This window comes from Halomonas stenophila (assembly GCF_014192275.1).
GTDB lineage: Bacteria > Pseudomonadota > Gammaproteobacteria > Pseudomonadales > Halomonadaceae > Halomonas > Halomonas stenophila.
On record NZ_JACHXR010000002.1, the window covers coordinates 1 to 18,543 of the forward strand.

20 protein-coding genes are annotated in these 18,543 nt (G+C 68.3%); 11 read left to right on the top strand and 9 right to left on the bottom strand.

Annotated elements, in window-relative coordinates; all coding sequences use genetic code 11:
- Positions 1-938 (bottom strand): aconitase family protein (locus FHR97_RS04110; protein WP_246403776.1); only part of this gene is annotated, 938 nt, incomplete at its 3' end.
- A 174-nt stretch (positions 939-1,112) separates the two neighbouring features.
- Between FHR97_RS04110 and FHR97_RS04115 the strand changes: the two genes are divergently transcribed.
- The 3 genes from FHR97_RS04115 (at position 1,113) to trxB (ending at position 3,174) form a co-directional block, all read left to right on the top strand.
- Positions 1,113-1,322: a zinc ribbon domain-containing protein gene (locus FHR97_RS04115; RefSeq protein ID WP_183382509.1), complete on the top strand. Its 210-nt coding sequence runs from the start codon at positions 1,113-1,115 to the stop codon at positions 1,320-1,322.
- 151 nt (positions 1,323-1,473) lie between these two features.
- Positions 1,474-2,076 (top strand): peroxiredoxin, encoded by a 603-nt coding sequence (locus tag FHR97_RS04120; protein ID WP_183382510.1) that lies wholly within the window; start codon positions 1,474-1,476, stop codon positions 2,074-2,076.
- Positions 2,077-2,220: 144 nt separating this feature from the next.
- The gene (gene trxB / locus FHR97_RS04125) at positions 2,221-3,174 is read left to right on the top strand and encodes a thioredoxin-disulfide reductase (RefSeq protein WP_183382511.1); all 954 of its coding nucleotides are present in this window, start codon (positions 2,221-2,223) and stop codon (positions 3,172-3,174) included.
- An 89-nt stretch (positions 3,175-3,263) separates the two neighbouring features.
- On the opposite strand, the gene FHR97_RS04130 is transcribed toward trxB, so the two are convergent.
- On the bottom strand, positions 3,264-3,509 hold the full coding sequence (locus FHR97_RS04130; RefSeq protein ID WP_183382512.1) for a SlyX family protein: 246 nt from the start codon (positions 3,507-3,509) through the stop codon (positions 3,264-3,266).
- A 145-nt stretch (positions 3,510-3,654) separates the two neighbouring features.
- On the opposite strand from FHR97_RS04130, the gene FHR97_RS20475 reads away from it, so the two are divergent.
- Complete coding sequence (locus FHR97_RS20475) at positions 3,655-4,119, top strand: cold-shock protein (RefSeq protein WP_281380451.1); 465 nt, start codon at positions 3,655-3,657, stop codon at positions 4,117-4,119.
- A 256-nt stretch (positions 4,120-4,375) separates the two neighbouring features.
- On the opposite strand, the gene FHR97_RS04140 is transcribed toward FHR97_RS20475, so the two are convergent.
- The 7 genes from FHR97_RS04140 to map all read right to left on the bottom strand — a co-directional run bounded on the left by FHR97_RS04140 (position 4,376) and on the right by map (position 12,214).
- Positions 4,376-4,762, bottom strand: coding sequence for a hypothetical protein (locus FHR97_RS04140; protein ID WP_183382513.1), 387 nt, complete (start codon positions 4,760-4,762; stop codon positions 4,376-4,378).
- Positions 4,763-4,769: 7 nt separating this feature from the next.
- Positions 4,770-5,945, bottom strand: coding sequence for a succinyl-diaminopimelate desuccinylase (gene dapE, locus FHR97_RS04145; protein WP_183382514.1), 1,176 nt, complete (start codon positions 5,943-5,945; stop codon positions 4,770-4,772).
- Positions 5,946-5,997: 52 nt separating this feature from the next.
- Positions 5,998-7,023, bottom strand: a complete 1,026-nt coding sequence (gene dapD / locus FHR97_RS04150) for a 2,3,4,5-tetrahydropyridine-2,6-dicarboxylate N-succinyltransferase (protein ID WP_183382515.1) — start codon at positions 7,021-7,023, stop codon at positions 5,998-6,000.
- A 49-nt stretch (positions 7,024-7,072) separates the two neighbouring features.
- Positions 7,073-7,411: a Spx/MgsR family RNA polymerase-binding regulatory protein gene (locus FHR97_RS04155; protein WP_183382516.1), complete on the bottom strand. Its 339-nt coding sequence runs from the start codon at positions 7,409-7,411 to the stop codon at positions 7,073-7,075.
- Positions 7,412-7,427: 16 nt separating this feature from the next.
- Complete coding sequence (gene dapC, locus FHR97_RS04160) at positions 7,428-8,627, bottom strand: succinyldiaminopimelate transaminase (RefSeq protein ID WP_183382517.1); 1,200 nt, start codon at positions 8,625-8,627, stop codon at positions 7,428-7,430.
- A gap of 103 nt (positions 8,628-8,730) precedes the next feature.
- Complete coding sequence (locus FHR97_RS04165; RefSeq protein WP_183382518.1) at positions 8,731-11,412, bottom strand: [protein-PII] uridylyltransferase; 2,682 nt, start codon at positions 11,410-11,412, stop codon at positions 8,731-8,733.
- A gap of 10 nt (positions 11,413-11,422) precedes the next feature.
- Entirely contained in the window at positions 11,423-12,214 is a 792-nt protein-coding gene (gene map, locus FHR97_RS04170; protein ID WP_183382519.1) for a type I methionyl aminopeptidase, read from the bottom strand.
- A 285-nt stretch (positions 12,215-12,499) separates the two neighbouring features.
- Here map and rpsB point away from each other — a divergent pair, with 285 nt between their 5' ends.
- From rpsB to ispC, 7 genes are all read left to right on the top strand, one after another.
- Positions 12,500-13,240, top strand: a complete 741-nt coding sequence (gene rpsB, locus FHR97_RS04175) for a 30S ribosomal protein S2 (RefSeq protein ID WP_183382520.1) — start codon at positions 12,500-12,502, stop codon at positions 13,238-13,240.
- Positions 13,241-13,408: 168 nt separating this feature from the next.
- Positions 13,409-14,278, top strand: a complete 870-nt coding sequence (gene tsf, locus FHR97_RS04180; protein ID WP_183382521.1) for a translation elongation factor Ts — start codon at positions 13,409-13,411, stop codon at positions 14,276-14,278.
- Positions 14,279-14,391: 113 nt separating this feature from the next.
- Positions 14,392-15,156 carry a UMP kinase gene (gene pyrH, locus FHR97_RS04185; protein WP_183382522.1) on the top strand — a complete coding sequence of 255 codons (765 nt, stop codon included), beginning with the start codon at positions 14,392-14,394 and terminating at the stop codon, positions 15,154-15,156.
- A 4-nt stretch (positions 15,157-15,160) separates the two neighbouring features.
- Positions 15,161-15,718: a ribosome recycling factor gene (gene frr / locus FHR97_RS04190; RefSeq protein WP_183382523.1), complete on the top strand. Its 558-nt coding sequence runs from the start codon at positions 15,161-15,163 to the stop codon at positions 15,716-15,718.
- A 74-nt stretch (positions 15,719-15,792) separates the two neighbouring features.
- The gene (uppS, locus tag FHR97_RS04195) at positions 15,793-16,557 is read left to right on the top strand and encodes a polyprenyl diphosphate synthase (RefSeq protein ID WP_183382524.1); all 765 of its coding nucleotides are present in this window, start codon (positions 15,793-15,795) and stop codon (positions 16,555-16,557) included.
- Positions 16,550-17,356, top strand: coding sequence for a phosphatidate cytidylyltransferase (locus tag FHR97_RS04200; RefSeq protein ID WP_183382525.1), 807 nt, complete (start codon positions 16,550-16,552; stop codon positions 17,354-17,356). Before uppS ends, FHR97_RS04200 begins: the two co-directional genes overlap by 8 nt.
- Entirely contained in the window at positions 17,353-18,543 is a 1,191-nt protein-coding gene (gene ispC / locus FHR97_RS04205) for a 1-deoxy-D-xylulose-5-phosphate reductoisomerase (RefSeq protein WP_183382526.1), read from the top strand. Before FHR97_RS04200 ends, ispC begins: the two co-directional genes overlap by 4 nt.

Here is an 18,543-nt window from a genome sequence, read left to right on the forward strand (position 1 = left end):
GTGGCACCGAATTCCGGCGACATGTTGGCGATGGTGGCGCGGTCGGCCAGGGGCAGGTCCTTGAGGCCGTCGCCGTAGAACTCGACGAACTTGCCCACCACGCCGTGGCTACGCAGCATCTGGGTCACCGTCAGCACCAGGTCGGTGGCGGTGATCCCCTCGCGCAGCTTGCCGGTGAGCTTGAAGCCCACCACCTCGGGAATCAGCATCGACACGGGCTGGCCGAGCATGGCGGCCTCGGCCTCGATGCCGCCGACCCCCCAGCCGAGCACGCCCAGGCCGTTGATCATGGTGGTGTGGGAGTCGGTGCCGACCAGGGTGTCGGGGTAGGCCAGGGTCTTGCCGTCCTCCTCCCGGGTCCACACCGTCTTGCCCAGGTACTCCAGGTTGACCTGGTGGCAGATGCCGGTGCCCGGGGGCACCACCCGGAAGTTGTCGAAGGCCTGCTGGCCCCAGCGCAGGAACTCGTAGCGCTCCCGGTTGCGCTCCATCTCGATGGCGACGTTGTCCTTGAAGGCGCTGGGGTTGCCGAACTTGTCGACCATCACCGAGTGGTCGATGACCAGGTCCACCGGTGACAGCGGGTTGATGCGCGACGGGTCCTCGCCCAGGGACTCCACGGCCGCCCGCATCGAGGCGAGGTCCACCACCCCGGGGACGCCGGTGAAGTCCTGCATCAGTACCCGGGCCGGCCGATAGCCGATCTCCCGGGTGGAGGCGGCGTCCTGCTGCCAGTCGACCAGGGCCTGCATGTCGTCGCGGGAGACACCCTCCTGGTCGGCGAAGCGCAGCTGGTTCTCCAGCAGGATCTTCAGCGTCATCGGCAGGCGGTCGATGTCACCGAGCGCCTCGGCGGCCTTCGCCAGGCTGTGGTAGTGGTAGGTCGTGCCGTCGGCCTCGAGGGTCTGCAGGGTATCCGGTGTGGATTCGGTACTCATGGTGTCCTCCTGTCGCGGGGGAGTGAGCGAACCATCCTGGTCCTGATGAGATTACATGGTCATGATAGAAGCCGTTTTCAACGGCTGCGTGACCGGGGCGCGCGGCCGTCCCCTTGAAATGCCGACCGTCACGCCTCATATTCCCAGGCTGTGACACCAGGCCCGGGAGGTCCCGTGCACGAGGAAGAGCTCGACAGCCATACGGTCCGCTGCCCCTACTGCGATACGGCCTTCGACCTGCAGGTCGATGCCTCCCAGGGCAGTCACGCGACCTGGGAGGATTGTCCGCGCTGCTGTGCGCCGATCCAGTTGCGTATCGAGGTCTCGCCGGTCAGCGGCGAACTCGAGTCGGTGACCCTGGGCCGCGACGACGACGTGCTGTGAGCGCCCCTCACCGGGCCATCATCTATCACGATAGTTTTTCACTATCCGCGCCATTGAGTAGTCCTAGTGGCGTGGCGGGTCGACCTATCCTAGCGTAGGTGGCCCTCTTCCCTTCACCATCGGGTATCATCAACCCTCATAGGAGATCTGCATGAGCGTACTGGTTGGACGTCAAGCCCCTGAATTCGAAGCCGCCGCCGTCCTCGGCAACGGCGAGATCGTCGACAACTTCAAGCTCGCCGACAGCAACGGCAAGCTCCGCGTGCTGTTCTTCTGGCCGCTGGACTTCACCTTCGTCTGCCCGTCCGAGATCATCGCCCACGACAATCGTCTGGCGCAGTTCAAGGAGCTCGGTGTCGAGGTGATCGGTGTGTCCATCGATTCCCAGTTCACCCACCACGCCTGGCGCCTGACCGCACCGGAGAAGGGCGGCATCGGCGAGGTCGGCTTCCCGATCGTGGCCGACGTCAAGCACGAGATCACCCAGGCCTACGGCATCGAGCACCCGGAGGCCGGCGTCGCCATGCGCGGTTCCTTCCTGATCGACGAGAACGGCGTCGTCCAGCACCAGGTGGTCAACAACCTGCCGCTGGGCCGCAACGTCGACGAGATGCTGCGCATGGTCAAGGCTCTCAAGTTCCACCAGCAGCACGGCGAAGTCTGCCCGGCCGGCTGGAACGAAGGCCAGGAAGGCATGAAGGACACCGCCGAGGGTGTCGCCAAGTACCTGGGCAGCCACGCCGAGGCGCTCTAAGCGCGGCGCCGGCGTCATGGAGGGCGGCCTGCGGGCCGCCCTCTTCGTCGCTTCACCGCCCAGCGGACTGGGCGATGCCGACCCGGCCGTCGCCATCGCCGAGCCCGTTGCCCCGTTTTCCCCTTCCAGAGTTGTGAGGTCCCCATGAGCGAAGCGCGCCACGAACGCCTGATCATCCTCGGTTCCGGACCGGCCGGCTACACGGCCGCCGTCTATGCGGCCCGGGCCAACCTCAAGCCGCTGCTGATCACCGGTATGCAGGCCGGTGGCCAGCTGACCACCACCACCGACGTGGACAACTGGCCCGGTGACGATATCGGCGTGCAGGGCCCTGAGCTGATGGAGCGCATGAAGCGCCATGCCGAACGCTTCGATACCGAGGTGCTGTTCGACCATATCCACGAGGTCGAGCTGCGCGACAAGCCCTTCACCCTGAAGGGCGACAACGGCACCTATACCTGTGATGCGCTGATCATCGCCACCGGCGCCAGCGCCCGCTACCTGGGGCTGGACTCCGAGCAGAAGTTCATGGGCCAGGGGGTCTCGGCCTGCGCCACCTGTGACGGCTTCTTCTACCGCAACCAGGAGGTCGTGGTGGTGGGGGGCGGCAACACCGCCGTGGAAGAGGCGCTGTACCTCTCCAACATCGCCTCCAAGGTGACCCTGGTGCATCGCCGTGACAGCCTGCGTGCCGAGAAGATCCTGCAGGACAAGCTGTTCGAGAAGGCGGAGAACGGCAACATCGAACTGATCTGGAGCCACACCCTCGACGAGGTGCTGGGCGACAACACCGGCGTGACCGGGGCGCGGCTCAAGTCCACCCGGGACGGCAGTACCCGGGAGCTCGATGCCCCGGGGGTGTTCATCGCCATCGGCCACAGCCCCAATACCGGCATCTTCGAGGGCCAGCTGGATATGGCCGGCGGCTACATCAAGGTGAAGTCCGGCCTCGAGGGCAATGCCACGGCCACCAGCGTGCCCGGCGTCTTCGCCGCCGGCGACGTCATGGATCACGTCTATCGCCAGGCGGTGACCTCGGCGGGCAGCGGCTGCATGGCGGCCCTGGATGCCGAGCGCTATCTGGATGAAATGAGCTAGAAGCGGGAAGAGCGCCGCTTCGCGGCTGGAAGCAGGAAGTCACCCCGGGAAGCGGTAGTGGCTTCCAGCTTCCAGCTGTCGCGAAGCGACTAGTAATGCGGCGGCACCTCATCCTGCGGACGAGGTGCCGCCGCTTCGTCGTCCTGGCGGGCCAGTTGCTGCTCGCGGATCTTCTCCTGCATCAGCGCGCTGAGGTGCTCGAGATGCATCAGGCGGCGCTCCTGCTGGGCGACCGCCCGGTCCAGGGTGTCGAGCCAGTCTTCCTGGTGGGCGATGCGGCTCTCCAGAGCCTCCAGCCGGCTGTCAAGGGTGGAGGGCGTGTCATCTTTGCGCATGATAGAATCCTTATGCTGTGTGCCACCGTTCATCGTGGTACCGGCCTGTCCCGTGCAGTCGGGTCGAGGGCGACGCCAGGCGTCGTCAGGTACCTCGGCCCCGAGACTTCCTTTACTTACTATGACAAGAGAGCATCCAAGGTTTATGAATCGAAAGGTCGTGTTTCGCTGCAGTATCATCAGCCTGCTGCTGGCCGCGCCGGCGCCGCTGCTGATCGCCCTGGGCATCCATCTCACCGGTGGCCAGCTGTCCCGGGAGCTGTTCGCCAGCCTCGAGGTGGGCGGCGTGGCCGTGGTCTATGTCGCCGTGGCGGTGGCCGTCTTCCTGCTGTTGCTGGTCGCTACCCTGGCGGTCAACGCCCTGACTCCGCAACTGGTCAACCTGGCGGAGGTCGAGGACGACGACCGCGAGATCGGCGAGGTCAAGTGGTTCAACGTCAACAAGGGCTACGGCTTCATCACCCGCGACAGCGGCGAGGACGTCTTCGTCCATTTCCGGGCCATCCGCGGCCGTGGTCACCGCACCCTGGCCGAGGGGCAGAAGGTGAAGTACCACGTGTCGCGTAACGAGCGGGGGCTTCAGGCCGACGACGTCACCGTCATTACTTGAAAACCGGCCTGCGCTCGATCATACGGCGTTGGAAGGTCGTCTCGAGGTGCTCATTTAGCAGCCAGTAAACTCCGCTCTCTCGACGACCTTCCGCCTGTGACCCACACGGAAGTGGGAAATGCGAAAGCCCGTAGGGAACGGGCTTAGCCCTGATCTTCGCTCGGCACGGTTTTCCGGCTTGCGTTTGATGATTTGGCAGCAGGCTGCCACCCAACACCGACGCCCCGCTCCGTGCGGGGCGTCGGCGTTTCCGGGACTAGCGGCCCGAGTCCGGCCAGTCGATGGCGCTCTCGCTGCCGTCCGGCAGGACGCGCAGGAAGCGGTCGGGGTCGTCGCCGGGCTGCCAGCCGCCCAGCGAGCAGCGCACCTCGCAGCCCAGGGTCGCGGCGGCCGCGCGGGCGAAGTCGGCGTCGGTAGGCCAGGGGGTGTGGGGGCTGTCGAGCCACAGGCTGGCGAAGCCGTCGGCGGCCTGGGCCACCAGCAGCACCGGGATGTCGTCGTCCCCGCCGTGCCCGCGGGTGCGCCAGCGCTGCTTGCCGGCGGGGGCCAGGGGCTCGGCGCCGAGGGTCTCGCCGAGCCAGCGGCTCAGCGCCTCGAGGTCGGCGGTGGCCAGGTAGATCTCGATGTCGGGGTAGCGTTCCATGGCGACCTCAGGGGCGCGGCGAATCGGCGGCGAACAGTCGCGCCAGGATGGCCTCGTAGACCCGCGAGAGGTCATCGAGGTCGGTGGCGCGGACGCGCTCGTTGATCTTGTGGATGGTGGCGTTGACCGGGCCGAGCTCGACCACCTGGGTGCCCAGGGTGGCGATGAAGCGACCATCGGACGTGCCCCCCGCCGTGGAGAGCGCCGGCCGCCGGCCGAGCACGTCCTCCACGCCGCCCAGGGCGGCGTCCACCAGCTCGCCCTCGGCGGTCAGGAAGGGTTCGCCATTGAGGGTCCAGTCGATGTGGAAGTCCAGGTCATGGGCCGCGAGGATGGCCTCGGTGCGGCTTCGCAGCGTCTCGTGGCTGAGCTCGGTGGAATAGCGGAAGTTGAATACCACCTCCACGTCGCCGGGAATCACGTTGGTGGCGCCGGTGCCCGAGCGCAGGTTGGAGATCTGGAAGCTGGTGGCCGGGAAGAAGGTGTTGCCGCCGTCCCAGTGCTCGCGCACCAGGGCATCTAGGGCGGGGGCGACCTGATGGATGGGGTTGCGCGCCAGGTGCGGGTAGGCCACATGGCCCTGAATGCCCTTGACGTGCAATACCCCGCCCAGCGAGCCGCGGCGACCGTTCTTGATCACGTCGCCGAGGGCCTCGGTGGAGGAGGGCTCGCCGACGATGCAGTAGTCCAGGCGGTCGTGGGCCTCGCGCAGGTGCTCGACCACCGCGCGGGTGCCATCCACCGCCGGGCCCTCCTCGTCGGAGGTGATCAAGAAGGCGATGCGTCCCGGGTGGTCGGGGTGGGCGGCCACGAAGCGTTCCACCGCGGTGAGCATGGCGGCCAGGCTGCCCTTCATGTCCGCGGCGCCACGGCCGCAGAGCATGCCTGCCGCGTCGATGCGGGGCTCGAAGGGCGGGTATTCCCAGTGCACGTCGGGGCCGCTGGGGACCACGTCGGTGTGACCGGCGAAGGCCAGCACCGGGCCGTGGTGGCCATGGACGGCCCAGAAGTTCTCCACGTCGCCGAAGGGCAGGCGTTCCACCTGGAAGCCGAGGCGCTCGAGGCGCTCGATCATCAGTGCCTGGCACCCCAGGTCATCGGGGGTGACCGAGGGGCGGCGCATGAGCTCCATGGCGAGCTCGAGGGTCGGGGACAGGGCGGTAGCGGTCTCGGGTGAGGTCATGCGGGCGTCCGGCAGGCCGGTCCCCGGCGCCCGCAGGCGCCGGGAACGGGGCTCAGTTGTTGGCGTGCAGCGCTTCGTTCAGGGCGATGGCGCTCTTGTTGGTCAGGCACTCGATGCGGCCGTTCTGGGAATTGCGACGCAGCAGCAGGTCGTCCTGGCCGGCCAGCTCCCGGGCGGCCACGGTATCGGCGACCTGGCCCTGATCGTCGAGCACGGTGACCTTGGCCCCGGCGGTGATGTAGAGGCCGGCCTCCACGGTGCAGCGATCCCCCAGCGGGATGCCGATGCCGGCATTGGCGCCGATCAGGCAGCCCTCGCCGACCTTGATGATGATGTTGCCGCCGCCGGAGAGCGTGCCCATGGTGGAGCAGCCGCCGCCCAGGTCGGAACCCTTGCCGACCATGACGCCGGCGGAGATGCGGCCCTCGATCATGCCCGGCCCTTCGGTGCCGGCATTGAAGTTGACGAAGCCCTCGTGCATCACGGTGGTGCCCTCGCCGAGGTGGGCGCCCAGGCGGACCCGGGCGGTGTCGCCGATGCGCACGCCGGTCGGCACCACGTAGTCGGTCATCTTGGGGAACTTGTCGACGCAGTCCACCGACAGGGTGCGCCCCTCCAGGCGGGCCTTGAGGCGCCGCGCCGGCAGTTCCTCGATATCGATCGGTCCCTCGCTGGACCAGGCGATGTTGCGCAGCAGGCCGAACATGCCGGTCAGGTCGACGCCGTGGGGCTTGACCAGGCGGTGGGACAGCAGGTGCAGCTTGAGGTAGACCTCGGGGGCGCTCTGGGGCGGCAGGTCCTCGCTGAGGAAGGTGGCCACCAGGGGGCGCTGGCTCGCGGCCAGGGACTCGGCGAGCTCGGCCTGGGCCTCGTGGCCGGCGGCCTTGAGGGCGGCGGCCAGCGCGTCGCACTGTTCCGGCAGGAAGCTCACGGCGGCGTTGCCGGCGGGGGCGTCGAGGACCCTGGCGGCGGCCTCGACCAGGGCCTCGTCCGGGTTCAGCAGCGGGGCGGGGTAGTAGATCTCCAGCCAGTCGCCCTGGGTGTTCTGGGAGCCGATTCCGAGTGCAAAGCTGAGCATGGGGGTGTGTCCTCTTGCGTGATGGGGAAGGTCGGGCCCGGTGGGCCGCCTAGAGGGTGTCGTAGTGGTCGTCACGGTAGCCGACGAGGATCTCCTCGCCGGTGTCCAGCAACGGGCGCTTGAGCAGGGTGGGGTGGGCGAGCATCAGCGCCCGGGCCCGATTGGCATCGATGTCCGCCTTGTCGGCCTCGTCGAGATGGCGCCAGGTGGTGCTGCGCTTGTTGAGCAGGGTCATCATCGGCACCCGCTCGAGGAAGTGCTCGAGCAGCGGGGCGGACAGGCCGTCGTCGCGCAGGTCATGGGTCTGGAAGGGCAGGCCCCTGGCCTCCAGGGCCTGGCGGGCGCGACGGCAGGTATCGCAGCTCTTGATCACGAACAGCGTCATCATGGGGTCGACCTCCTGGTCAGGCGTGGCGTTCGACGTGGCGCCGCAGCCGGCGGGCCGCCTCGGTGGTGGCCTCCAGCTCGTCCACCAGCGCCAGGCGGATCCGGCCGGCGCCGGGGTTCACGCCGCCGTCCCCGGGGCGGCCCATGTAGCTGCCAGGGAGCACGCTGACGTGCTGCTCGGCATAGAGGTCACGGGCGAAGGCCTCGTCGTCGCCGCCGGGTACCGCCGGCCACAGGTAGAAGCTGGCCTCCGGGGCGGGGAAGTCCAGCACCGGGGCGAGGATCTCGGTCACCGCGGCGAACTTGTCGCGATAGGCGTCGCGGTTGGCGCGCACATGGGCCTCGTCGTTCCAGGCGGCGATGGAGGCATGCTGCAGCGGCAGGGACATGGCGCAGCCGTGGTAGGTGCGATAGCGCCGGAAGGCCGCGATCAGCTCGGCGTCGCCGGCCACGAAGCCGGAGCGCAGCCCCGGCAGGTTGGAGCGCTTGGACAGCGAGTGGAAGACCAGGCAGCGCCGGTAGTCGTGTCGGCCGAGCTCGGCGCAGGCCTGCAGCAGCCCCGCGGGCGGCGCGGCCTCGTCCAGGTAGAGCTCCGAGTAGCACTCGTCGGCGGCGATGATGAAGTCGAATTCATCCGCCAATCGAATCAATTGCTTGAGTTCTTCGGGCGGGGTCACCGCCCCGGTGGGGTTGCCCGGCGAGCAGGTGAAGACGATCTGCACGTCGCGCCAGGTCTCCACCGGCACGGCGTCGAGGTCGGGGCGGAAGTCGTGCCCGGCGTGGCAGTCCAGGGTCAGCGGCGTGCCGCCGGCCAGCAGCGTCGCCCCCTCGTAGATCTGGTAGAAGGGGTTGGGCACCGCCACCCGCGCCGGGCGGGTGCGGTCCAGGGCGGCCTGCACGAAGGCGAAGATCGCCTCCCGGGTGCCGTTCACCGGCAGCACCTGGCGCTCGGCGTCGAGCCCTTCGAGGGCGAAGCGTCGGGCGGCCCAGGCGGCGATGGCGCCACGCAGCTCAGGCGTGCCCGCCGTGGCGGGATAGCGGGCCATCTCGCCGAGGTGGGCCGACAGCGCCTCCAGGGCGCCGGCATAGGGCGCATGGCGCGGCTCGCCGATGGTCAGCGGGAGATGCGTCAGCCCGGCGGGCGGCGTCACGCCGGCCTTGAGGGCGGCGAGCTTCTCGAAGGGGTAGGGCTTCAGAGCGTCGAGATCGGGGTTCATGGGTGTCCAGTAGCGCCGTGCTCGGCGTCGTTGTCGTGCGGTGTCCCGGGCGGGGCAGGACGCCGATTATAGGGAAGCGCCGGGGGAGCCTCAAACGAGGGCCTCAGCCGGTGACGCTGAGGACCTCGATCAGCCGCTCGCGCAGCCGCTGCTGGCGGTCGGGGTCGGTGAGCGGCCGGCCGGCCTTGTCGGTGATGAAGAAGACGTCCTCCACCCGCTCGCCGAGGGTGGCGATCTTGGCCGCCGAGAGCGCGATATCCTGCTCCATGAAGATGCGCCCGACTCGTGCCAGCAGGCCCGGCCGGTCGGGGGCGGTGAGCTCCAGCATGGTCCGCCCGCCCGCGGTGTCCTGCTCGATGGATACCTCGGTAGGCACCCGGAAGTGCTTGAGCTGGCGCGGGGTGTGGCGGGTGACGATCTGCGGGTAGTCGTCGGGATCGTCGAGCTCCTCCACCAGGTGGCGGCGGATCTCCTCCAGGCGTCCCGGATCGCGGATGGCCCGGCCGTGGTCGTCGAGCACGATGAAGGTGTTGAGGGTCCAGTCGTTGCTGGAGGTGGCGATGCGGGCATCGTGGATCGACAGCCCGAGTTGCTCCATGGCCGCCGAGGTGGCGGCGAACAGGTCCTCCACCGAGCGGGTGTGGATGAACACCTTGGTGCCGCCCTCGGCCATGTCGTCGGTGGGCGCGTTGAGCAGGATCAGCGGCAGGGAGCTGCCGTCATGGGCCAGGATGCCCTGGGTCTGCCAGGCGATCTCGCTGGGGGCGTATTGCAGGAAGTAGTCTTCGCCCAGCGATTCCCACAGCCGGTCGACGCGGTCCATGTCGGTGCCCACCGTGGCCAGCAGGGAGTACGCCTCGCTGCGGGTCTCGCGCACCGAATCGTCGCGCTCCAGGGGGTTCTCGAGGCCACGGCGCAGGGCGCGCTTGGTCTCGGCGTGGAGCTGGCGCAGCAGGGCGGCCCGCCAGCCGTTCCACAGGGTGGGGTTGGTGGCGGTGATGTCGGCCACGGTCAGCACGTAGAGGTAGTCCAGTCGGGTTTCATCGCCCACCGTGCGGGCGAACTCGCTGATCACGTCCGGGTCGCTGATGTCGCGTTTCTGGGCGACCATCGACATCAGCAGGTGGTGTTCCACCAGCCAGGCCACCAGGCGGGTGTCGCGCTGCGTGAGGCCATGGCGTGCGGCGAAGGCCTCGACGTCCCGGGCGCCGATCAGCGAGTGGTCGCCGCCGCGGCCCTTGCCGATGTCGTGGAACAGGCCGGCGATCCACAGCAGGTCCAGCTTGGGCAGTTGGTGGATCAGCGAGGCGGCCACGGGGAAGGCCTCCCGGGCCTCGGGCTTGCGAAAGCCGTGGATGCACTTGAGCAGGCGCAGGGTATGGGCGTCCACGGTGTAGATGTGGAAGAGGTCGTGCTGCATCAGGCCGACGGCCTGGCCGAAGACCGGCAGGTACTTGCCCAGCACCCCGTAGCGGTTCATGCGCTGCAGCTGGCGGGCGACGTTGCCGCCGGAGCGCAGCAGCGCCATGAACAGCCGCTGGTGGCGCGGGTCGTCGCGGTAGAGATCGTCGATCAGGTGGCGATGGTCGCGGATCAGGCGGATGGTGTCGGCGCGCACCCCCTCGATCTCCGGGTGTTCCGCCATCAGCAGGAAGAGTTCCAGCAGCGCCGAGGGCGACTCGCGGAACACCGCCCGGGAGCGGGCCTGGATGTAGCCGCCCTTGATCTCGAAGCGCTCGTTGAGCGGCACCCGTTCCAGGGCCTCGCCGCCGCGCAGGATGACCTCGTCGAAGTGCTGCAGCAGCATGTCGTTAAGGCCGGCGAGCGCCGTCACATGCCGGTAGTAGCGCTTCATGAACTGCTCGACGGCCAGCCGCTCCGGGGTGTCGTGGTAGCCGAACAGCTCGGCGATGGTGGCCTGGTGGTCGAACAGCAGGCGATCCTCGGCACGGCCGGTGAGCATGTGCAGGGCGTAGCGGACCTGCCACAGGAAGGCCTGACCCTGGCTGAGGATGCGCAGCTCGGCGTCGTTCATGAAGCCGTTGTCGACGATGTCCTCGTAGCGCTGGGTGTCGAAGTGGCGCTTGGCCACCCAGCCGATCATCTGGATGTCGCGCAGGCCGCCCGGCGAGCTCTTGATGTTGGGCTCGAGGTGGTACTCGGAGTTGTTGAAGCGGTAGTGGCGGGCGATCTGCTCCTGCCACTTGGCCTCGAAGAAGTGGTCCGCGGGCCACAGCCGCTCCGGGGCGACGCGCGCCTGCATGGCCTCGCGCAGCCGCTCGGCCCCGGCCAGGGTGCGCGACTCGATGAGGTTGGTGATCACCGTGACGTCGGCGGCCGCCTCCCGCTCGCAGTCGGACAGCGAGCGCACGCTGTGGCCGATCTCCAGGCCGATGTCCCAGAGGAAGGTGATGAAGGCGCTGAGCGGCTCCCGGTAGGGCGTGTCGTCGTCATGCTCGAGCAGCAGCAGCAGGTCGACGTCGGAGCGGGGGTGCAGCTCGCCGCGGCCGTAGCCGCCCACCGCCAGCAGGGCGATGCCGTCGTCGGGCCAGTCATGCTGCCGCCAGGCGACCCTCAGCAGCTGGTCCAGGCACCAGGCCCGGCCGTGCACCAGGTCGCGGATGTCGGTGCCGGCCCGGAAGCGCTCGTCGAGACGGGCCTGGATCTCGGCCAGCGCCGCCTTGAACGGGGCGATGGGCGAGCGACTGCCGGTCAGCTCGGCCTGGAACGCCTCGACGTCGAACAGTGTCGGGTCGGGCTCGAAACGGTAATGGTGCAGCAGCATGATGGTCGACTCAGCGGTCGAGGAAGGAGAAGTCTTCGTCGCTGCGCGCGGTGAGCACCTCCACCCCGTTGGCGGTGACCAGCAGGGTATGCTCCCACTGGGCGGAGAGGCCCCTGTCCTTGGTCACGGCGGTCCAGCCATCGCGCAGCACCTTGGTGCGATGGTCGCCGACGTTGATCATCGGTTCGATGGTGAAGCACATGCCTTCCTCGAGAGCGATGTCGGCCTCCGGGGCATAGCCGTCGTAGTGCAGCACCTGGGGATCCTCGTGGAAGCCGGCGCCGATGCCGTGGCCGCAGAAGTCGCGGACCACCGCATAGCCGCTGGCCTCGGCGTGCTGCTGGATGGCCCGGGCCAGCTCCGAGAGGCGCGTGCCGGGGCGCACCAGGGCGATGCTCCGGTAGAGGCACTCCTGGGTGACGCGGCACAGGCGCTCGCCCTGGATGGTCTCGCCGACGATGAACATCACGCTGGAGTCGCCATGGTAGCCGTCGGCGGTCTTCACCGTGACGTCCAGGTTCATGATGTCGCCCTTCTTGAGCTTCTTGCCGTCATCGGGGATGCCGTGACACACCACGTGGTTGATCGAGGTGCAGACCGACTTGGGGAAGCCGTGGTAGTTCAGCGGGGCGGGGGTCGAGCCCAGTTCGTCGACGATGTAATCGTGGCAGAGCCGGTCGAGTTCGCCGGTGCTGACGCCGGCCTGGACATGGGGGGCGATCATTTCCAGCACGCTGGCGGCCTGGCGGCCCGCCTCGCGCATCTTCTCGATCTCGTCGGGCGTCTTGATGGGTACGTTCATGGAGTCTCGGAATCAGGGGTGGTGTCGCCGGAACCGGCAGGGAAGGGCGTCGGGCGACTTCATCTCGGAGGGGATCCATGGTATAAAGCTGCGCGCTTTCCTGCAATCGCCGATCCCGTCTCCGCCCGTGCGGCTCGGTGGCGGTGCCGTCAGGAAGCGTCAATGCTAACGCAACGCCTTGAAAACACACATGCACCGGCACATGGTCCCGGGTGCTGCCGGCGCGTCCGGCGGTCGGATCCATGGGGTGCATGGAGGCCTAACCCGATTTTCCAGGAGTCATCCATGGCACACGTCAATATGCGTGACCTGCTGAAGGCAGGCGCTCACTTCGGTCACCAGACCCGCTACTGGAACCCGAAGATGAGCAAGTTCATCTTCGGCGCCCGTAACAAGATTCACATCATCAACCTCGAGCATACCCTTCCGGCCTTGAACGAGGCCATCGATGTGGTCGAGAAGATGGCGGCCGCGAACAACAAGATCCTGTTCGTGGGTACCAAGCGCAGCGCCAGCAAGATCGTCAAGGAAGAGGCCAACCGCGTCGGCCAGCCCTTCGTCAACCATCGTTGGCTCGGCGGCATGCTGACCAACTACAAGACCATCCGCGTCTCCATCAAGCGCCTGGGTGAGCTCGAGGCGATGCACCAGGACGGCACCTTCGAGAAGCTGACCAAGAAGGAAGTGCTGATGGCGACCCGCGAGCAGGAGAAGCTCGAGCGGTCCGTGGGCGGCATCAAGGAGATGGGCGGCCTGCCCGATGCGCTGTTCGTGATCGACGTCGACCACGAGCGCATCGCCATCAACGAGGCGAACAAGCTGGGCATCCCGGTCATCGGCGTGGTGGACACCAACTCCGATCCGGACGGCGTCGATTACGTGATCCCGGGCAACGATGACTCCATCCGCGCCATCCAGATCTACGTCAAGGCCGTTGCCGACGCCTGCGCCCGCGCGAAGGAAGGTCGTCCCGACGAGTTCGTCGAGGTCACCGAAGAGAACCAGAGCGACGCCGCCGCCGAGTGATCGTCGGCCCGTCCGGGATGGCGGTCGTGCCGCGCCTTGGCGCCGGCCGGTCGCCGGGCCGGCATAAGGGGGCCCCGGCCCCCTTCTTGCCCCTCCGGGGCGGGCAAGGTCTCGCCGGGCTGCGGCCCGGCCCCATATTCCAGGTCGAACCATTCAGAGGTAACTACCATGGCAGCTATCAGCGCCTCCCAGGTCAAGGAACTGCGTGAGCGTACCGGGCTCGGCATGATGGAGTGCAAGAAGGCACTCACCGAAGCCGGTGGCGACATCGAGACCGCCATCGAGAACCTGCGCAAGAATTCCGGCCTCAAGGCCGCCAAGAAGGCCGGCCGCACCGCCGCCGAGGGCGCCGTCGTCACTCGCGTCGCCGAGGACGGCCGCTACGGCGTGATGGTCGAGGTCAACTCCGAGACCGACTTCGTCGCCCGTGACGACAACTTCAAGGCCTTCGCCGACAAGGTCGCCGACGCCTTCTTTGCCGCCAAGAGCGAGGACGTCGCCGCCATCATGGAAGGCGAGCTGGAGTCCGCCCGCGAGCAGCTGGTGCAGAAGATCGGCGAGAACATCGGCGTGCGTCGCAGTGTCGTCGTCGAGGCGCCGGAAGGCGCCCGCGTGGGCGAATACGTCCACGGCGGCCGCATCGGCGTGCTGACCGTGCTCAAGGGCGCCACCGCCGAGGCCGCCAAGGACGTGGCCATGCACGTCGCCGCCATCAACCCGGCCGTCGCGCGTCCCGAGGACATGCCCCAGGACAAGCTGGACGCCGAGAAGGCGATCATCCTGGCCCAGCCGGACATGGCCGGCAAGCCCGAGCAGATCGCCGAGAAGATGGTCCAGGGCCGCCTGAAGAAGTACCTGGCCGAGAACAGCCTGACCGAGCAGGCCTTCGTCAAGAACCCGGACCAGACCGTCGCCGAGTTCGTCAAGGCCGCCGGCGGCGAGGTGCTCGGCTTCACCCGCTTCGAAGTGGGCGAGGGCATCGAGAAGGAAGAGGTCGACTTCGCTCAGGAAGTGATGGAACAGGCCAAGCGCAGCTGAGGTCGCAGGTTCCAGTGTGAAGATGGCGTGCGCGAGAGCGCACGCCTTCGCGTATCCGGCCGGTGCATCCGGCCACCCCACGTCGCATTCGTCGAGTTCCCGGGAGACACACCATGAGCAGTGCCGAGCACGCCCCCCTCAAGTCCGACAAGTCCCGCGCCGAGGTGTCGAAGTACAAGCGCATCCTGCTCAAGCTCTCCGGCGAGGCCCTGACCGGGGATGCCGAGTTCGGCATCGACCCCAAGGTGCTGGACCGCATGGCGCTGGAGATCGGTCAGCTGGTCGGCATCGGGGTGCAGGTCGGGATCGTGGTCGGCGGCGGCAACCTGTTCCGCGGGGCCGCCCTGCACGAGGCCGGCATGGAGCGGGTCACCGGTGACCACATGGGCATGCTGGCCACGGTGATGAACGCCCTGGCCATGCGCGACGCCCTGGAGCGCTCCAACATCCGCTCGCGGGTGATGTCGGCGATTCCGATGAGTGGCGTGGTGGAGCACTACGACCGCCGCACCGCCATCCGCTACCTGACCTCCGGGGACGTGGTACTGTTCTCCGCCGGCACCGGCAACCCCTTCTTCACCACCGACTCGGCGGCCTGCCTGCGCGGCATCGAGATCGATGCCGACGTGGTGGTCAAGGCCACCAAGGTGGACGGGGTCTACGACAAGGACCCGGTCAAGCACGCCGATGCGGTCAAGTACGAGCAGCTGTCCTATGATGATGCGCTCGACCAGAAGCTCGGCGTCATGGATTTGACCGCCATCTGCCTGGTGCGGGACCATGACATGCCGGTTCGCGTGTTCAACATGAACAAGCCTGGCGCACTGCTGAACCTGGTGGTGGGCGGCAGGGAAGGCACGCTGATTGATAGAGGGTGAGACAGTGATTGACGACATCAAGAAGGATGCGGAAAGCCGCATGAAGAAGAGCCTCGAGTCTCTTCACCACAACTTCAACAAGATCCGCACCGGCCGGGCGCATTCCAGCATCCTGGACTCGGTGACCGTGGACTACTACGGCGGCCAGGTGCCGATCAACCAGGTGGCCTCGGTCAACGTCGAGGACGCACGCACCCTGTCGGTGGTGCCCTGGGAGCAGAGCATGGTGCCCAAGGTGGAGAAGGCCATCATGACCGCCGAGCTGGGCCTCAATCCGGCCAGTGCCGGCAACGTGATCCGGGTGCCGATGCCGATGCTCACCGAGGAGACCCGCAAGGGCTACATCAAGCAGGCGCGTGGCGAGGCCGAGAATGCCCGCGTGGCGGTCCGCAATGTGCGTCGCGACGCCAACGGTGATATCAAGGCCCTGCTCAAGCAGAAGGACATCACCGAGGACGAGCAGCACCAGGCCGAGGATGCCATCCAGAAGCTCACCGACAAGTTCATCGGCGAGATCGACAAGGCCCTGGAATCCAAGGAACACGACCTGATGCAGGTCTAAGGACGGGCCGGCGGCATCGCCCGCGATGCCGCCGATCATGGAGTGATTCCGCCCCACCCGCCATGCGAGACACCATGACGTCACCGCAGTCTCCCCAGCCCCGTTCCGACGGGGATACCCTGCCACGTCACGTGGCCATCATCATGGACGGCAACAACCGCTGGGCCAAGGCCCGGGGCATGTCCGGCGTGCGCGGCCATCATGCCGGCGTCGAGGCCGTTCGCGCGGTCATCCGGCGCGCCGCCGAGCGGGGCGTCGAGACCCTGACGCTGTTCGCCTTCTCCAGCGAGAACTGGAAGCGCCCGGCCGCCGAGGTGAATGCCCTGATGGAGCTCTTCCTGATGGCGCTCAAGCGCGAGGTCAAGAAGCTCCACCAGCACGATATCCGCCTCTCGGTGATCGGCGATCGCGAGGGATTCTCCGCCTCGATCCAGAAGTACATCGCCCAGGCGGAGGCGTTGACCGGTGACAACCGTGGCCTGCACCTGGTGATCGCCGCCAACTACGGCGGCCGCTGGGACATCGCCCAGGCCACACGGCGCCTGGCGGAGCGCGTCGCGGCCGGCGAGCTCGCCCCCTCGGCCATCGACGAGAACGCCCTGGGCGCCGAGCTCAGCCTCGCCGGCGACGCCCCGGTTGACCTGTGCATTCGCACCAGCGGCGAGCGGCGCATCTCCAATTTCCTGCTCTGGCAGATGGCCTATGCCGAGCTCTATTTCACGCCGACCCTGTGGCCCGACTTCGGGACGGAGGCCTTCGACGAGGCCCTGGCCGACTTCGCCGGTCGCAAGCGACGCTTCGGGATGACCGACGAGCAGGTCGAGGCGCGGGGTGCTTAAGCAGCGCATCCTCACTGCCGCCTGGTTGGCGCCGCTGGCGCTGGCGGGGCTGTTCGGCCTGTCCGGCGATGCCTTCGTCGTCTTCACCGCGATGGTCATGCTGCTGGCGGCCTGGGAGTGGGCCAACCTGGCCGGGCTGAGCGAGGGTACCCGGCGCCTGGCGCCGGTCGCCGGCCTGGCCCTGGTGATGGCGGGGCTCCACGCCGCCGGCATGACCCTCTCGCCCTGGCTGCTGTGGCTGGCGGTCCCGGGCTGGCTGGTCAATCTCTACTGGGTCGTCGGCTATCCCGAGCGGGCCGGCCAGTGGCACGGCACCGGGATGCGCCTGGCCATGGGGCTGTGGGTGCTGCTGCCCGCCTGGGTCGGCTTCAACGTGCTGCGCGAGGCCGGGGCGGCCTGGCTGCTGTTCGTGCTGCTGCTGGTGTGGGGCGCCGATATCGGCGCCTACTTCGTCGGCCGGGCCCTGGGCCGGCGCAAGCTGGCCCCGAGGGTCAGCCCCGGCAAGACCTGGGAAGGGGTCGCCGGCGGCGTCGCCGTGACCGCGCTGCTGGCGGTGGGCTTCGCCACCTGGCAGGGCCTCGGCCTGGTCGCGGGCCTGATGCTGGTGGCGGCCACGGTCGTGGTGACCCTGGCCTCGGTGGTCGGCGATCTGTTCGAGAGCATGCTCAAGCGCCATCGCGGCCTCAAGGATTCCAGCCGGCTGCTGCCCGGGCATGGCGGGGTGCTGGATCGCGTCGACAGCCTCACCGCCGCGGTGCCGCTGTTCGCGCTGCTGCAGGCGGGAGTGCTATGGCCATGAGCGATGCCGCCCCGCGGCGCGTCAGCGTGCTGGGAGCCACCGGTTCCATCGGGTCCAGCACCCTGGACGTGATCGCCCGTCACCCCGACCGCTACCGGGTCCATGCGCTGACCGCCCATCGCTCCCGGGAGGCCCTGCTGGCCCTGTGTCGGCGCCATGCGCCGGCCCTGGCGGTGCTCGACCGGGAACGCGATGCGGCCTGGCTGCGCGAGCGGCTCGGCGAGGCGGGGGTGGCGACCGAGGTGCGTTGCGGCCCCGAGGCGCTGCTCGAGGTCAGCGAGGCGCCCGAGGTCGATGTCGTCATGGCGGCGATCGTCGGGGCCGCGGGCCTGCTGCCGACGCTGGCCGCGGTGCGCGCCGGCAAGCGGGTGCTGCTGGCCAACAAGGAGGCCCTGGTGATGTCCGGGGCGCTGTTCATGGAGGCCGTGGGCCGTTCGGGGGCGACCCTGCTGCCCATCGATTCCGAACATAATGCCATCTACCAGTGTCTACCCGTCGAACATCGCGGCGGGCTCTCCCGTCACGGCGTGACCCAGCTGCTGCTGACCGCCTCCGGCGGCCCCTTCCGCGGCTGGACGGCGAAGGACCTGGCGGCGGTGACCCCGGAGCAGGCCTGCGCCCACCCCAACTGGTCGATGGGGCGCAAGATCTCGGTGGACAGCGCCACCCTGATGAACAAGGGCCTCGAGCTGATCGAGGCCTGCTGGTTGTTCGATGCACGTCCCGACCAGGTCCAGGTGGTGGTGCATCCGCAGAGCGTGATCCATTCCATGGCCGCCTACAGCGATGGTTCGGTGCTGGCCCAGCTGGGCAATCCGGACATGCGTACCCCCATCGCCTATGGCCTGGCCTGGCCGGAGCGCATCGATGCCGGGGTGGCCGCCCTCGACCTGTTCGAGGTGGCCCGCCTGGACTTCGAGCCGCCGGACGAGGTCGCCTTCCCCTGCCTGCGCCTGGCCCGGGAGGCCATGGCCGAGGGCGGCACGGCGCCGGCGGTGCTCAATGCCGCCAACGAGGTGGCCGTCGAGGCCTTCCTCGCCGGCCGGCTGGGCTTCGCCGGCATCGGCGAGCTGGTGGCCCGGGTGCGCGATGCCTGCCCGGTGGAGCCGGCCGGCGAGCTGACAGGCATTCTCGATGCCGATGCCCGGGCCCGGAAGGAGGCAGTCGCCTGCCTGACGCGCCACTGA